This window comes from Corynebacterium sp. KPL4015, assembly GCF_040225725.1.
Classification (GTDB): domain Bacteria; phylum Actinomycetota; class Actinomycetes; order Mycobacteriales; family Mycobacteriaceae; genus Corynebacterium; species Corynebacterium rhinophilum.
Window position 1 is genome coordinate 50,575 of the sequence record NZ_JBEHGF010000004.1, and the last position, 16,205, is coordinate 66,779.

13 protein-coding genes are annotated in these 16,205 nt (G+C 61.3%); 2 read left to right on the forward strand and 11 right to left on the reverse strand.

Annotated elements, in window-relative coordinates:
- Positions 1–24: 24 nt before the first annotated feature.
- From ABRP64_RS02510 to ABRP64_RS02560, 11 genes are all read right to left on the reverse strand, one after another.
- Positions 25–405 (reverse strand): cell division FtsX domain-containing protein, encoded by a 381-nt coding sequence (locus ABRP64_RS02510; protein WP_296087247.1) that lies wholly within the window; start codon positions 403–405, stop codon positions 25–27.
- Positions 405–2,207, reverse strand: a complete 1,803-nt coding sequence (locus ABRP64_RS02515; protein ID WP_349865346.1) for a BCCT family transporter — start codon at positions 2,205–2,207, stop codon at positions 405–407. The genes ABRP64_RS02510 and ABRP64_RS02515 overlap by 1 nt, the downstream gene beginning before the upstream one ends.
- 145 nt (positions 2,208–2,352) lie before the next feature.
- The gene (locus ABRP64_RS02520; protein ID WP_296087248.1) at positions 2,353–4,044 is read right to left on the reverse strand and encodes an FUSC family protein; all 1,692 of its coding nucleotides are present in this window, start codon (positions 4,042–4,044) and stop codon (positions 2,353–2,355) included.
- Positions 4,045–4,104: 60 nt separating this feature from the next.
- Positions 4,105–5,553 carry an ATP-binding cassette domain-containing protein gene (locus tag ABRP64_RS02525; RefSeq protein ID WP_349865299.1) on the reverse strand — a complete coding sequence of 483 codons (1,449 nt, stop codon included), beginning with the start codon at positions 5,551–5,553 and terminating at the stop codon, positions 4,105–4,107.
- Entirely contained in the window at positions 5,550–6,371 is an 822-nt protein-coding gene (locus tag ABRP64_RS02530) for an ABC transporter permease (RefSeq protein ID WP_296087253.1), read from the reverse strand. Before ABRP64_RS02530 ends, ABRP64_RS02525 begins: the two co-directional genes overlap by 4 nt.
- Positions 6,368–7,333 (reverse strand): ABC transporter permease, encoded by a 966-nt coding sequence (locus ABRP64_RS02535; RefSeq protein WP_296087255.1) that lies wholly within the window; start codon positions 7,331–7,333, stop codon positions 6,368–6,370. Before ABRP64_RS02535 ends, ABRP64_RS02530 begins: the two co-directional genes overlap by 4 nt.
- Positions 7,330–8,850, reverse strand: coding sequence for an ABC transporter substrate-binding protein (locus ABRP64_RS02540; protein WP_349865301.1), 1,521 nt, complete (start codon positions 8,848–8,850; stop codon positions 7,330–7,332). The genes ABRP64_RS02535 and ABRP64_RS02540 overlap by 4 nt, the downstream gene beginning before the upstream one ends.
- A gap of 188 nt (positions 8,851–9,038) precedes the next feature.
- Positions 9,039–10,058 (reverse strand): LLM class flavin-dependent oxidoreductase, encoded by a 1,020-nt coding sequence (locus tag ABRP64_RS02545; RefSeq protein WP_349865302.1) that lies wholly within the window; start codon positions 10,056–10,058, stop codon positions 9,039–9,041.
- 187 nt (positions 10,059–10,245) lie between these two features.
- Positions 10,246–11,673: a branched-chain amino acid transport system II carrier protein gene (gene brnQ, locus ABRP64_RS02550; RefSeq protein ID WP_349865304.1), complete on the reverse strand. Its 1,428-nt coding sequence runs from the start codon at positions 11,671–11,673 to the stop codon at positions 10,246–10,248.
- A 213-nt stretch (positions 11,674–11,886) separates the two neighbouring features.
- Positions 11,887–13,017 (reverse strand): MalY/PatB family protein, encoded by a 1,131-nt coding sequence (locus ABRP64_RS02555; protein WP_349865306.1) that lies wholly within the window; start codon positions 13,015–13,017, stop codon positions 11,887–11,889.
- A 42-nt stretch (positions 13,018–13,059) separates the two neighbouring features.
- Positions 13,060–14,946, reverse strand: a complete 1,887-nt coding sequence (locus ABRP64_RS02560) for an ABC transporter ATP-binding protein (RefSeq protein WP_349865308.1) — start codon at positions 14,944–14,946, stop codon at positions 13,060–13,062.
- A gap of 166 nt (positions 14,947–15,112) precedes the next feature.
- On the opposite strand from ABRP64_RS02560, the gene ABRP64_RS02565 reads away from it, so the two are divergent.
- Together ABRP64_RS02565 and idi are read left to right on the forward strand one after the other, a co-directional pair.
- A complete protein-coding gene (locus tag ABRP64_RS02565; protein WP_284770258.1) occupies positions 15,113–15,661 on the forward strand; it encodes a hypothetical protein in 549 nt (182 codons plus the stop codon).
- On the forward strand, positions 15,658–16,200 hold the full coding sequence (gene idi, locus ABRP64_RS02570; RefSeq protein ID WP_349865310.1) for an isopentenyl-diphosphate Delta-isomerase: 543 nt from the start codon (positions 15,658–15,660) through the stop codon (positions 16,198–16,200). Before ABRP64_RS02565 ends, idi begins: the two co-directional genes overlap by 4 nt.
- The last annotated feature ends 5 nt before the right edge of the window (positions 16,201–16,205 follow it).

The following is a 16,205-nucleotide window of genomic DNA, read 5'->3' on the forward strand; positions in this document are numbered from 1 at the left end:
CATCGCGATTGCGGTGCTCGGAGGTTAATGCCGGCGGATAACGGCGGAGACCAGGCCGATGAGCGCGATGGCGCCGACAATGATGGAGGCCACCGGCCAGTATTGCGGGAAGTACTTGAGCGTATAGCCAAATACCTGACCGTCATCGAAGTGTCGTGCCAAGGCGAAAGGCATCCACCACAGCTTGCTTACTGCGAGCACCGCGCCCAATACACCGGCGATGACCCGCCCGCGCCCGCGTAGAAATAAACTGGCGGCCACGAGTACGATGCCGGCGATGGTGAGTGCGAAGAGCAGGGGAGTGTTCGTGCTCAGCGGCGAGCCGCGCAATAAGAATTCGTGGTCAATCTCGTGCTGCTCGATAAGGGTGTAGCCATCGAGGACAACTTCGCTGGGAAGACCCATTACTTCACCTCATCCTCTGGGGCGTAGCCATCGGACCATTCGCCGGTTTCGAAGTCATAATCGACGTTTTCGCCTTCTTCGTCCGTGCGCTGGTACCACTCTGTATAACGGTCCGCGGTGGAATCGAAGTCGTGGCCGGCCCCGCGGCCATCTTCGGCATGTTGGACGGAGAACTCGAATTCATCGCCATGCTCTGCGATGCCCCGCATGACCGCATTATCCATCGCCGAACGGGCATAGGTGCGGCGGATGAACATCGGATCAGAGCGCAAATCCTTGATGAACGCCACCATCATGGTCAGCAGCACGAGGCAGAAGGGCAGGGCGGCCAGAATGGTGAGGTTTTGCAAGCCGGTGAGCACGTCCTCGCCGCCGGTTAGCAGCATGACGATGGCGATGCCCATCATGCACAGGCCCCAAAAGATGACGATGAGCTTATTCGGGGTTGGGTCGCCCTTGGAGGACATGGTGCCCATGACCACGGAGGCAGAGTCAGCCGAGGTGACAAAGAAGACCGCGAGGATGACCAAAAGGATAAACGGGGTGATGGTGCCAAGGGGAAGATCCTGGAACATCGAAAAGAGCACCTGTTCATTGGAGGATTCCCCGTCGAAGCCCTCTACGCTGTCTTGGTTGAAGGAAATGGCGGTGCCACCAAAGATGGTAAAGGCCAACGCCAAAATGGCGGTGGGGGCGAAGATAGTCACGGCAGCGAATTCGCGAATGGTGCGGCCGCGGGAGATGCGCGCGACGAACATGCCCACAAACGGCGTCCATGCAATCCACCAGGCCCAGTAGAACGCCGTCCAGTAGGACTGGAATTCAATGGTTTCATCGCCCCAGGACAGTCCCTTGGCCATCATGGGCAGGAATTGATCGATATAGGTTACGATGCCCGAAGGGATGAGGTTCAGCAGCAATAGGGTGGGTCCGACCAAGAATACGAAGGCAATAAGCCCCAAGGTCAAGGTGATATTGAAATTGGACAGGTAGCGCACGCCGCGCGCGACGCCAGAGACCGCGGAGATGATAAACGCGCAGCCTAAAACGGCGATGACGATGATGAGCGCGGAATTGGTCATGGGGCCTGCGCCGCGAATGATGCTGACGCCTTGGCCGATTTGAATAGCAGAAAGCCCCAGGGTAGCGGCGGTGCCGAAGAGGGTGGCGATAAGCGCCATGACATCGATAAGCTTGCCTAGCGGTCCGTCCGTGGCACGGGAGCCGAAGAGCGGCTGGAAGATGGAAGAAATGAGGGGAACGCGCCCGCGCCGGTAGGAGGAATAGGCAATGGCCGCGCCGACTAAGGCGTAGGCCGCCCATGGGGAAATGCCCCAGTGGAAGTGCGACTGGGCCATTGCCTGGTGCAGTGCCTCGACGGAGCTGCCATTATCCACGGTGTGCGGGGGAGGGCTGAGGTAGTGCGACAGCGGCTCGGAGGGCCCGTAGAAGAAGATGCCGACGCCGATGCCGGCGCCAAACATCATCGCTACCCAGCTGAAGTAGCTGAATTCGGGCGTTTCCGTATCCGTGCCGAGCTTAATGCGGCCGAGGCGGGAGAACCCGATATAGACCATGGTCACGGTGGCCAGCAGCATCGTGATGTTCAGCAGCCATCCGGTATTGGTGATGGCCCAGTTAAAGGCGGTGGAGGAGGCGGCGGCCAGGTTATCGGGCATGGTAATGCCCCAAATGATGAAGGCCACGATGAGGACAGCGGCGATGGAAAATAACGATTTATCCAGTCCGAAGCGATTGCGTTGGTCCTCAACGCTGATGCCGGGTACCAACCCCGGGTGCATACTGTGCGGGTAGAGCCCGACGGCGCTGCCCTTATCGTGTGGTTCGAGAGAGCGCTTATAGGCGCGGGAGGAAGAAGTCACGGTGTCCTTAGCTCGGCGAGGGGTAGTGGTCTCAATTGTTCAGCACCGCGACGTAATTCACAAGCTAGCGCTGTTGGGCATGCGCGGCGTGAATCTGCTTGACGATGCCATCTAGTTCCTCCCTGCTCGCCATCCTGAACGGGTGCGTGGAGCAATAGTCGAGCAAGAAATAGCCCGCGTGCTGGATAGCGATGTGCCGCTGCCACAATTCGCGGGCGGTGGCGGGGCTATCGGCGGCGAGGGATTGCATGGCGCGGCGCTCGGATAGCAGCTCGTATTGCAGATCGCGGCGGCTGGCAAGGACCTCTTCGGGAGTATTGATAAACAGCAGCCCGAGCAGGGTGGACATGGATTCCATGGCGCGGGTTTGCAGGCGGTGCTGGTTGCGGATGGGCGCGGAGCGCTGCCAGAACCACAGCACGATGGTGGCCACGATGATGGAGATGAGGACCTCGCTGATGCGCGCCTGGATGGTGGGCCAGAGGGGGCGCTGCGCGGAATTGCCCATCAGCAGCGCGAGCGGGGTGGAGAAGATGACGCAGATGGCATAGTTCTTGGCCACGAAAATCTCCGCGCAGAATTGGCAGGCGGCGAGGGCTAGCAGCAGGCTCCACCCGGACACGCCGAAGTAGTGGAAGATAGAAAACAGCACGACGCCGACGATGGAGCCGAGCATGCGGTGGATGCCGCGGACGGTACCGGCGACGTGGTCCGGTCCCCACTGCAACATGAGGAAGGCGGAGACCACGCCCCAGTCCGGGCGGTCAAAACCTAAAGACAGGCTGACTACCGTGGTAATGGCGGCGGAGACCACGATCTTTTGCGTGGTCACCATGGCATGCGAGTCCCGCACCGCGGCGCGGTAGATGCGGTAGCGGCCGGTGGGGCGGGTGTGCGGGATGGCGGTGCGGTGCGGATCCACATCGGTGGCGTGATCAGTGAGCAGGTCCGAAGAGGATCCCAGATCCAGCGCGCGGTTATGCGCGACGATGCGCCCTTGGGCCTGCAAGGTGCGATCCACTAAGCCTGCGGCGGCGGTATTGATGATGCGGCCGCCGCGGATGATGCCGGAATCGGCAAGCGCTTGCCAGGCCGTCGACAACGCCGTTTGGGCCTGGTGGTGGCGGGCGAGGGAATCATCCTCGCCGGAGACAAACGCGGCGGTGGCCTTTTCCAAAGCGGCGACGGCGCGGCGTTCGGGGCCGTGCACATCAATGAGCGCGGGCGACATGCCCAAAAGCAGGCTGGCCAGCACACCGGTCAGGGACCACAGGAACAGTTGGCTAACGCTCGTATCCGTCCGCGCCAACATCACCGAACCGCCGCCGACCAAGACGAGGAAGAAGGCGCCCGGCGGCGGCAGGCGCAGCGCGTTTTGGGTAAAGCCGCAGAGCGCGGCGAGCAGGAGGGAATAAAGACCGGCGAGCAACAGCCACCAGTGCCCGTGCCCGGGGACGAAAATGAGGTGGCCGACCAGCACACCCACGGTCGCCACGGTGGTCAGGGCTAAGCCAGCGGTGAGGATGACGCGGGGCCGGGTGCGAAAGGGGTGGCCTTCGCCGAAAATCACGGCGAAGGCACCGGTGGCCAGCAGCAGGATGGCGTAGTCGTGGCCGGTGAGCATGGCGAACGCGCCGGGAATCAGCAGCGCCAAGGCCGTGCGCAGGGCACCGGGCCAGCGCACGGAGGCGGTATTAAAGGCGGTCAGCAGTTGGGTGGTGCTGGGGCGTTGCGGGATAGGGTGGTCGGTGCTCACGAGCCTGCGGGACTCCTTTCGCTAGAAATGTTTACCGCAACCACCCTACGCCGCGGGATTTTATTGCCCAGCGGCGGCGATGAGCCGACGGGTGTAGTCGCTCTTGGGCTTCGACCACACGCGCTCGGTGGGGCCGTGCTCGACCAGCTCGCCGCGGTTCAGCACGGCGACCCTATCGCAGAGCCCGCGCACCACGGAGAGATCGTGGGTGACAAATAACAGGGTTAGCCCACGGTCCTCGATGAGGCGGGCGAGCAGTTCCAGCACCTGGGCTTGCACGGACATGTCGAGGGCGGAGACGGCTTCATCGGCAAGCAGGATATCCGGTTCGCCGCACAAGGCGCGGGCAATGGAGATGCGTTGGCGTTGCCCGCCGGAAAACTCGTGGGGATAGCGGTCGAGCGCCTTGCCGGAAATGCCCACTTCTTCCAGTGCTGCGGCGGCGCGCTCGCGCTGCTCGGCCTTGGACAGGCGCCCGGGAATGGCTTCGGCGATGGATTTCCAGATCTTCAGCCGCGGGTTCAGAGAACCTTGCGGGTCTTGGAAGACCATCTGCACGCGCCCATCCACGGTGCTGGTTCCAGAGGTCGGGGCATCCAGCTCCGCCACAATCTTCAGCAGGCTGGTCTTGCCGGAACCGGAGCCGCCGACGATACCGAGCCGCTCGCCGCGGCGCACGCGGAGATCGATCCCCGCCAGTGCGGCTTGGGAGCCATGCTGCTTGCTGATGCCCTCTAGCACCACCACATCCTTCCCCTCACCCGCCGGGGTGAGGGCGAAGTCCGTCGGCTGCGAGGCCGAGACCAGCTCTTGGGTATAGGCGTGGCGCGGCTGAGTGAGCACCCGCTCGGTGCGGCCTTCTTCCACGATTTCGCCATCGCGCATGACCAGCACCCGCGGGCACATGCGCTGGATGACGTTGAGGTCGTGGGTGATAAAAAGCAGGGCGGTGCCGCGTTGCTCGGTCACGCGCTCGATGACGCGGAGGACCCCGTCCTGCGTGGTGGCATCGAGGGCGGTGGTGGGCTCGTCGCAGATGAGCAAGTCGGGGCTTCCCGCCATGGCCATGGCGAGGAGCACGCGCTGGCGCTGCCCGCCGGATAGCTGGTGGGGAAAGCGGGAGGCGAGAGCGGCGTCGAGGTCGACCTCTTCTAGGGCCGCGGCGATATCGCGCGCACCGGCATGGGTGAGCTGGGCGCTAATGCGCATTAGGGGATCCAGCGCGCTCATGGGTTCTTGGAAGACCATGGCCATGGTCTTGCCGCGCAGCGGGCGGATGGCGGAATCCCGCGCGCCGATGATCTGATGATCGGCCACGGTGACCTCGCCGGTAGCGGAAATCCCCGTGGGCAGCAGGCCCATGATGGACAGCGCGGTCAGTGATTTACCGGAGCCGGATTCGCCTATGATGCCGAGCTTTTCGCCCGCCTCGAGCTCGAAGCTAATAGGGCCGACGAGGGAGGATTCGGAGGCGCTGAGGCTGAGATCGCGCACGCTTAAAAGGCTCATCGCGTGGCTCCTTTCATGCGGGGGTCGAGGGCGTCACGGAGGGCATCGCCAAGCAGGTTAAAGCCCAAGACCGTGGCGGCGATGGCAAGGCCTGGCCAGAGGGCCTGGAGGGGATCTGTGCTCAGCAGCGATTGGGAATCCTGCAGCATGCGGCCCCACGAGGCGGCCGGGGGAGGGGTGCCCAAACCGAGGTAGGACAGGCCCGCCTCCGCGAGGATGGCGAGGGCAAAATACACCGACGCCTGGACGATGATAAGGCCCGCGATATTCGGGAGGACATGGCGCACCGCCACCTTCCATCCCGGCACGGCGGAGATGCGGGCGGAGGCGATATAGTCCTGCGTGACCACCTGCAGCGTGCCTGAACGCGCCACGCGGGCAAAGGACGGGATGCCGGAAATACCGATGGCGATCATGGCCGTGAGCGTAGATGGGCCCCAGACCGCGCCGGCGATAATGGCGAGCAAGAGCGCGGGGAAGGCGATGACGACGTCGGCGCCGCGCATGACCACCGCTTCTACCCAGGTGCCGCGGCGCATGCCCGCGAGAATCCCCAGCGGGATGCCGATAAGCCCTGCGATGCCGACGGCGATAAGGCCCACGAAGACCGTGATTTTCGCGCCCGTCATGATGCGCGAGGCGGTATCGCGCCCGAAGCGATCCGTGCCCAGGATGTGATCCGCGGTGGGGCCAGACAGCCGGCTACCCGGTTGCGCGAGGGTGGGATCGTACGGCGTCCACACCAGCGATACGAGGGCGATTACGACGACCGTGCCGACGAGCACGGCGCCTAGCCAACCAGAAAAACGCATTTTCATCGCGCGTCACCTGCCTTGATTCGGGGGTCGATGAGGCGGTAGGCGACATCGGTAAGCATGTTTACTGCCAGCGCGAAGGTGACCAGCAGCATGACGAGGGTCTGCACCGTGGTCAGATCGCGCACGGAGACCGCATCAAGCAGCATGGAACCCACGCCGGGAATGACGAAGACGGATTCAATGACCACGGCGCCTACCACCATCGAGGTCAATTGCAGGCCAGACACCGTCAGCACCGGCAGCGCGGCATTGCGCAGCCCGTGGCGGTGCAGGGCCTCCCGCGGGGAATCGCCCAGGGCGCGCGCGGTACGGATATAGTCCTGGTCCATAACGTCGAGCACCGAGGAGCGCATATAGCGCGTGAGCATTGCACCCTGGACCAGGGCCAAGGCGATGACCGGCAGGATGAGGTGGCGCAGGAAATCGCCCACGCCGCGATTCGGCGGAACCCAACCATTGGCCGGCAGCCAGCCCAGGTGGACTGCAAAGATGGCCACCAAGATGATGCCGACCAAGAAGCTTGGCACGGCGATGCCCAACTGCGTTCCCGCGGAAACCAGGCCGGCAACCCGCGAATTGCGGTTATGCGCCAGCCACATGCCGATGGGAATCGCGCAGGCCAGCGCCAAGGCCATGGCCAGGACGATGAGGATGAGCGTGACCTGCAGGCGGTCCACAACCAGCGGGGTGATGTCCTGTTGCGAGGACAGTGACTTGCCAAAATCGCCGGTGGCAAGGCCCTTCATCCACTCGCCGTATTGCGCGATGAGCGGCCGGTCGAGGCCAAGATCTGCGCTGAGCTCGGCGATGGCGTCCTCAGTGGCATTAACCCCCAACGCGACGCGCGCCGGGTTGCCGGGCACGGCGCGCATGATCGCGAAGATGATGAGGGAGGCGATAAAAAGCGTGAGAACGAAGCGTAGCAGCGGCCGGATTATGGCCTGTGCCCGAGAACTACTCATTGGTCCTCCTTGTCGTCGGTGAGATCGCGCAACACGATCGCGTCGGTGACCTGATCGGTGTGCAAGCCGCTGATGCCGTGGCGCGTTAGAACGACATTCGGCATATTCATTACGGTCAGCGCGCCGGCATCGGCCATGATCTGGTCCACGACCTGCGTCATGCGGTGGGGATAGTCTTCAGGTGCTGCGGTATCGGCCTTATCGAGCAGCTCGCGCGTGCGGGCGGAATCGTAATTCAGGTAGTAATCCGGGTTGCCAAAAAGCGCCGGGATATCGCGGGCCTCCACGTGGGAGATAATCGACATTTGGTAGTCCTTGGCACCGTGAACCTGGGCCAGCCACACGGCGGGGAACTCGGCGCTTTCGAGGGTGACGTCGAAGCCGACATCGGAAAGCTGCGAGTACAGCAACTCAGAGATGGCCTGCGCGTAATAAAGCGTGGGCACGGTGATGGTGAGTGGGGTACCCTCAGCGCCGGCATCGGCAAGCAGCGAGCGGGCCTTATCCGGGTTGAAGTCGTAATAGTTCTTGCCCTCGAACCAAGGATCGGTGGGCGCCATGGGCGCGCCGCCGGTATCGGTGGCCATGCCGGACCACACGATGTCATTGGCCGCTTGACGGTCGACGGCGTAAGAAACGGCCTGGCGCACCCGCGGATCGTCGAAGGGGGCGCGGTCATTATTCATCGATAGCAAGACCTCACCATTGGTGGTGCCAACGTTGGTGTCGATGGAATCATCTAGGGAATCGAGGATTTCGGGGTTGCCCACGCCCCAGACGACGTCCACGCCGCCAGAACGCAGCGCGGTGACCGAGGAAATGGCATCGGGGAAGTAGCGCACCGTGACATCGTGCGCAGAGGGCGTGCCCCAATAATCCTCGCGCTTGTGCAAGGAGACGAATTCCGAGGGGGAAAATCCCGCCACCTCATAGGGGCCGGTGCCGATAGGTTGGGCTGCGAGGTCGTCCATACCCTTAGGTGACATCATCGCACCGATGGTGGTGCCCATGGACCACAGCCAGCGGTTCGATGGCTTGTCCAGCCGCACCTTGAGGGTGTGGTCATCTACCGCGGTGGCGCTTTCGACTGGGTCCATGGCGGAGGAAATGCCGTTGGCCCAGTCATTTTTGACGTAATTAATGGAAAAGGCGGCGGTCTGCGCGGTAAAGGCATCGCCATTGGAAAAAGTCACGTCATCGCGCAGGTGGAAAGTATAGGTCTTCGAATCTTCACTGATGTCCCAGTCCTTGGCTAAGCCCGGGGTGATGGAGCCGTCTTCATCTATGCGCACCAGGGTCTCATAGATGTTATCCATCAGCACCGAGGGCGCGGCGGCCCCACTCGTGGTGGTGAAGTCGAGCGAGGTGGCCCCCGAACTAGATGCCACCGTTAGGGCGGCGTTATCGCCGGAGGTATCGACCACCGCCGTATGGCCCGCTGAACAAGCTGTTATCGTGCCCAGCGCTGTCACCATCGCGAGACAGCCCAGCGCTGAGCGCGCACGCAAAATTTTCATAGATGAAGAATAACTTGTGTGTTACTCAACACATAAACGCCCTAAAACCATTCGGGGGGAGGCATATAGTGCCATTAATTAGGGCAATTTCAGCGGGTTGTTTTGCGGCGGATTCGGTGGCGCTGCGCGGCCAGCGTTGAGGCCGAGGGCGACCCAACGCGGCGCTGTGTAGCTCAGCGAGGCGGGGTTTAGCGCGGGGTGCCCGCCACGTTGGCTGGATCGAGCTGCCAGCCCTCAGCAAGCACGTGCATGTTCTTGATGACGTTTTCGTGCGAGCTGGACTGCAGGGAAATCATCAGCTCATCGGCCTTGGCGTGCTCTTGGAACTTCTCCAAGTATTCGGTGACTTCCTTGGTGGTACCGACCGCGGAGTAGCGCAGCATGTCCAGGATTTGCTGGCCTTGGTAGGACTCGATGATCTGCTCTACCTGCTGGTCGGTCAAGTACTTGCCGCGGCCGGCGAAAGACTTCACGCGGTTGAAGCACACGCGCTCGTACTCGGCTTCTGCCTCTTGCATAGTATCGGCGGCGGTGACGTTTACTCCGGCGATGACGTAGGGCTCGCTAAACCGCTCGGAAGGCTGGAAGTTTTCCCGGTAGTAGGTGGTTGCTTCCTCGAGGTGCTGCGGGGCGAAGTGGGAGGCAAAGGCATAGGGGAGGCCGAGTTTTGCCGCGAGCGAAGCGCCGAACATGGACGAACCTAGAATATAGATAGGAACGTTCGTATTAGCGCCGGGAATCGCGCTGACCCCGGGGATATAGGCCTTGCCCTCGAGGTACGCATTGAGCTCTTTGACGTCTTCTGGGAAGCGCTCGGCGGACTGCCCATCGCGGCGCAGCGCACGGCCCAAGGTATTCAAGTCCGTGCCGGGGGCACGGCCGACGCCTAGGTCAATGCGGTCCGGGTACATCTCCTCCAAGGTGCCGAACTGTTCGGCGATGACGTACGGCGAGTGGTTGGGCAGCATCACGCCGCCAGAGCCCAACCGGATGCGTTCCGTCTTAGCGCCGATGTGTGCGATGAGGACGGCGGGCGCGGAGGACATAATGGACTTCATATTGTGGTGCTCGGTGTACCACATGCGGGAATACCCCAGTTTTTCGGCTTCTTGGGCTAATTCCACCGACCGGTTAATGGATTGGGCAGGGGTTTCACCGTCATAGATGGTGCAAAAGTCCAATACGGAAAGTGGCGCGTGATCAGTCATGGGAAAATAATCCTTTTTCTCGCGGGGATAGTACCTATAGTGCAACGGTACGCGGGGCGGGGCTATTCCGTCCTTTTTCACGCGACCATGCGCATCCCGGCGACCCAAGCTGAGTTGAACCGCAGACAGAAACCCGCCGCGGAACCCGAGGAATGCGGGCCCGCGGCGGGGAGTGGAAGGAGAGAGCTTAGCTCTTTGGCGATGCCGCTGCATCGAGCGGCGAGTCAACGACGGCATCGCCGTCAGCATCGGCCGCCGCGGTCACGGAGTTGGAGTGCTTCTCGCCAGCCTTGGTGGAGATATCCACAATCAGGCCAATGATTGCCGCGATGACGGTAGGTGCAATCCAGCCGAGATCCACCGCTTGGCCCGGCGCCAGCGACAAGATGGGAGCCAGGGCGGCGGTGCCCCAACCCTGCGCGGAATTGACGGTCAGGGCGGACCAGATGACCGATACCCACAGGGCAAGGCGGTAGGTCCAGTAGAACACGACGGACCTCTTTACCGCCGGCTGGATAAGCGTGAGCAGGATAAGGGAGATAGCCGGTGGGTACAGGAAGGTGATAAACGGCACCGCGATGGACAGCACAGTGTCGAGGCCTTGGAAGGCGAAGAGGATGGACATCGCGGTAAAGATGCAGGCCCACAAGTGGTAATTCGTCTTCGGCACCAGCATCTCGAAGAACGCGGAGGTGGCGGTGATAAGGCCCACCGCGGTGGTCAGGCAGGCGAGGACGACGATGGCGGAGAAGAGGGCCTGGCCGAAGGTGCCCATGGTGAGATTGGCGGCCTCGGCAAGCAGCGGCGCACCGGATTCATAAGACTGGCCATCGGGCAAGGTCTGGCCCACCCAGGCAAGGCCCAGGTAGATGGCGGCAAGCAGGATACCGGCGACCAGCGCTGCGGTAATGGTGCCCTTCACCAGGGATTTTTGGGTTTTAAAGCCCTTAGAGCGCAGGGAACCCACGATGACGATGGAAAAGGCCAAGCCAGCGATGGCGTCCATGGTGTTATAGCCCTCGAAAAGGCCGGTGACCATGGGGGAAGAGACGTAATCTTCGGTGGGCATCTGGGGATCGCGCGGGTGATTCAGCGCCGCCAAAGTAATGAGGACGACCAGCAGCGCAACCAGGGCCGGGGTGAGGAATTTGCCCAGGGTATCGATGATGGAATTGGGTTTCCACGCCAGGCCCAGCGCGATAAGGAAGAAGACGGTATTGAATGCACCGCTGGCCATGGTGCCTTCCCAGCCCAACAGGGGAGTAATCGCCGTTTCCATGGATACCGCGCCGGTACGCGGGAGCGCGTAGAAAGCACCGATAGAAAGATAGGACAGGGCGGAAAAGACGACGCCGAAGATCGCGCCGCCATTTGCGCCTAAGTCACGGACGGAACGGCCGGAAATCGCGACCGCGATAATGGCCAGGACGGGCAAGAGCACGCCGGCGGCGAGGAAGCCCAGCACGGCGGGCCAGAAGTTGGTGCCGGCGGAAACGCCCACCATCGGTGGGAAAATGAGGTTGCCGGCGCCGAAGAACATCGAAAAGAGCATGAGCGAGGCAATGACAACGGTGGCCTTGCTCTTGGGGGTGCCTGAGGCAGTGGTGGTAGCCATCCTGGCTCCTTAACATTGCGTACTAAAACCATCAGCCGCGCCGAGAGCCGAGGTGGCGAGGGCGCGACCAGGAATGTGAATTCTGTAGCCCTATAGGGGCTATTCATGTAATGAGATATTACTGCCCACCTGTTGAGAAATCAAAGCATGGTGAAAATACAATAAATGCCCCATCGCGTGTGCGATGGGGCGAGGAGAAAGGGTGGCTGGGAACTAGTCGAGCTCGGCGAAGGCCTTTTCCATGCGGTCGAGTGCCTCGCTCAAGATTTCGCGGGAAGTGGCGAAGTTCAACCGGGCATGGCCTGGGCCGCCGGTACCAAAGGTATCGCCCTCGTTGAGGGCCACGCGGGCGTTTTCGCGCAGCCACTTGGCAGGCTGGGGATTGCCGGCGATGGCGGTATCGGAAAAGTCCAGCCACAACAGGTAGGTGGCTTGGGGCTGCGTAGTCTTCAGTCCAGGGATGCGCTGTGGCAATTCTTCTACCAGCCAGTCGCGGGTCTCGCGCAGGTACTCGATTTCCTCGTCCAAGAAGCCCCCGCCGTGGCGGTAGGCGGCCTCGGCGGCAAGCACGCCCAAGGTGCCGGTGCCGTCTTTGGCCACGCCGGTAAGCCCGTTCCACTTCTGGGCATCGGCGGCATTGGAAAAGATAATCTGCGCGCACTTGAGGCCCGCGGTATTAAAGGCCTTGGAGGTGGCGGTGACCGTAATGGTGCGCTGCGCTGCTTCCTCGCTTAGCGATGCCACCGGAATATGCTTTCCTTCATAAACCAGCGGGGCATGGATCTCATCGGCCAAGATGCGGGCATCGTATTTCTCCGCCAACTCCACCAACCCGCGGAGGTAGTCTTCCGACAAGACGTGGCCGTGCGGATTATAGGGGTTGGCCAAGAGAATCGAACCGGCGCCGTCTTTGAAGGCTTGCTCGATTTCATCTAGCTCGAGGCTGGTTTCGATCTTCTCGCGCCCCGCCGTGCGGGGGAGTTCGAGCAGCGGTGGGTAGGAAGGTACGGGCACGATGACGGGGGAATCATCGCGGGTAAAGTACTGCACGCCGAGCAAGAGGCCGCGGACGACATCGCCTATCCAGAAGATGTGATCGGCATTGGGGCGCCAGTCGTAGCGCTCCGCATAGAAATCGGCGACTGCCTCGCGCAGCCCCGAGGCCTTGGGGGAGGGGGTATAGCCGAAGGTTTCATTATCCACCATCACCTGCAGCGCCTTTTTGACGGCGGGGGCGGTGGGGAAATCGGACTCCGCGATCCACAGCGGGAGGATGTCCTCATCAAAGACTGTCCACTTGCGGGTACCGCGGGCTTGCAACTCTTCTAGGCTAGGAAACTGCATGCACACAAGCTTAACGCTTTAAGCGCAGCAGTCCCAGTGGATTTATTCACTTTCTTCGCCGTGCTGGCTGTGGGAGTTGGTGCCGGTGACAAAGCCGTACTTTTTCAGCCGGCGGCGGTCCGCGGCGGAGCTGGATTGGGTGAGTTTGAGCAGCTCGGCATAAATGCCGCCGGATTGCGCGAGTTCGGCGGGCGAGCCCATTTCATCGATCCGCCCTGCCTCGAGGGTGATGATGGTATCGACATCCGCGATGGTGGATAGGCGGTGCGCGATAATCAGCGTGGTCCGGTCCTTCATCAGCTCATCCAGGCCTGCTTGGACGGCGCGTTCGGCCTTGGTATCAAGCGCGGAGGTGGCCTCATCGAGCACTAAGATAGGGGCATCTTTCAGCATGGCGCGCGCAACGGAAACGCGTTGTTTCTGCCCGCCGGAAAGTTTTAGCCCGCGCTCACCGATTACCGTGTCATAACCATCCGGGAAGGCCTCAATGAAGTCATGGGCATTGGCGCGCTTGGCGACGCCTATGATTTCTTCCTCCGTGGCCCCAGGCTTGCCATAGGCAATATTGTCGCGGATGGTGCCCGAAAAGAGGTAAGACTCTTGGAAAACCACGCCAACAGAGGCGCGCAAGCGAGACGCAGTGAGGTCATCGACGCGGTGGCCCAGCACATCGAGGTGGCCGGCCGAGGGGTGATACAGGCCCAGCAGCAGGTTGACCAGGGTGGATTTACCGCCGCCCGATTCACCCACGAGTGCGACCTTCTGGCCCTCGTGTGCGCTAAAGGAGATGTTTGTAACGACGGGCTTTCCTTCTTCATAGGCAAAGGAGACATCATCAAAGGCGAAGACCGGCGCGCCGGGCGTGGGCTCCAATGGGGTAATAGGGGTGAGGTTCAGATCGGGGGTGCCGGAATCCGTGATGGCGGCGACCAGCTCGCGTGAGGCGGTGGGCTCTAGGTCTTCTTCCATGACCTTGAAGTAGTCGCGTGAGCCGGCGATAGCGCGCTGGGCCGTATCGATCATCCAGCTCATCATGAATACGGGCTGCTTTGCCATGGTGACCATCTGCAAGAGCATGACCATATCGCCGATGGAGAAGTGGCCTTCAAGGGTGCGCCAAAAGATGACCGCATAGATGCCTAAAAAGATTACTGCCATGGCGATGCCACGGAAGGTATCCATCATGTGCCACCAGCGCGACTGCGGCCGCGTGGTATCGACCACGGTGTCATAGCGCTGGGCAAAATGGTTCAGCTCGCGGGATTCTGCGACGAAGGATTTGGTGACCTTGACCTGGCCTATGACCTCAGCAAAGCGACCATTGGCTTGGTCGATGTTTTCGTTTTTAATGGCCTCAAATTTTTGCCAGCGCTTCGAAGTCAGCGCGGTTAGCCACATATAAATGGGGAAAAGCAGCGCCAATAAAATGGTCAGCGGCCAGTAATACCAAGCGGTAATGGCTAATACCGCGATGGTCTGGATGATCATCGTGAAAAAGTTATTGGCAAAGGACTGGATAAACTGCGTGATATTCGCGATGGAGCGATCCAGCCGGGCAATGATCGTGCCGGTGACCTGATTATCGTAATAACCCTGCGGCAGCGCCAAGAGCTTGGCAAAGTAGCGATTGGATAAAATTTGTCGCAAGCGCGAGACCATGACATCGCCGATATAGCTGCCGACATTCCGGAATAAAGCATTGGCGGCATCGGCCAGGAAAAGGGCGAGGGCTAGGAAAAGGACGGCACGGAGGGCATCGCCAAGCGGCTCATTTGTTTGTAGCGCCTCAACGATAATGTCGGTGGCTTCCCTGGTAAGGAAGGGTGAAATCAACGCAAGGACGGCAGTGACCGTCGCTGCGAGCAAGACGCCGAGATAATAAGGCCACAGGGCAGAAGCGCTGCGGGTAATGCGTACGAGAGATTTCATGGGGGATGCTCAATTCAAAGACGCGTGGAGGGAGAGTACCTTAAAGAGACAGTTCAGTATGCCACAAGCCACGGCGCGCAGCCCAGATGCATACCTTGGGCGGGCTTTCGGCTAAAGTATCTGTGCAGAAATAAAGTTATCTTCGCGTGCAAAGGATCCATCCACGGTGAAAATTTCTCACACTTTAGGCGCAGGCGTGGTCAGCCTTCTCGCCGTGACCCTGGCCGGATGCAGCATTCTCCAGCCGGAAGAGACCGGGTTGGGGGACAATATCACCGTCTCCAGCTCGGAAGAAGCGCCTTATCAAGCGGAAGACACCGACGATAAGGAAGTTACTTCCAACCTGGCGAGCCCGGTGAAAGATGTCGGCCTCGGCGTCAGCTGGGAGCTGCAGGGGGTTTATACGGATAGTAATTCCGGCGGTTCCGTGGTGACCATTTTGCTCAAGAACGAAAACGAAATGGCCCTGCCCACCGATGCTTTCGACGACCCCGTCCTCGAGCGCGCCGACGGAAATGGCGGTTGGTCTAAGGTAAAAGCTCTGCCGTTTGACGAGAACTCCGCGCCTGGCGTGGAACCCCCGGGCCTCGATCACCCGCTGGGCGCGGGTGCCGCGGTTAACCTGCAATATCGTTACGATGTCGCACCGGGCAACCTCTGGAATGCCCGCCTACACATTGGAAACGTCACGTGGGTGGGGGATCTGAACCTATGACGGAACGGGTAGTCCTGGCGGGTGCTGATGGAAAAGCCATTGGTACTGCCCTCAAATCCGAGGTGCATACCACCGACACTGCCTTGCACTTTGCCTTTTCCGCGTGGGTTACCTGCCAAGGAAAAGTACTCATCACCCGTCGGGCGCTGAGCAAACAAACCTGGCCCGGCGTGTGGACCAATTCCTTCTGCGGGCATCCTGGCCCGGGGGAGCCGACTGCCGATGCCGTCATTCGCCGCGCCGAATTCGAGTTAGGGATTCCGGCAGACGCGCTGTCCAACCTGCGCGAGGTGCTGCCCACCTTTTCCTACCGCGCGGTAGACTCCTCCGGCCTGGTGGAAAATGAAATCTGCCCCGTCTACTGCATAGAGCTCGATTCCCAGGCGCAGTGGCAGCCGAACCCGGACGAGGTCGACTCCTGGGAATGGGTCGAGCCAACCCGCCTCATCGCCGCAGCCGATGCCGTGCCGGCGGTATTTAGCCCGTGGATGTGCGAGGAACTGGCGGAAGCTGACTTGCGCACGGCGCTTCAGGCGTAGGCACA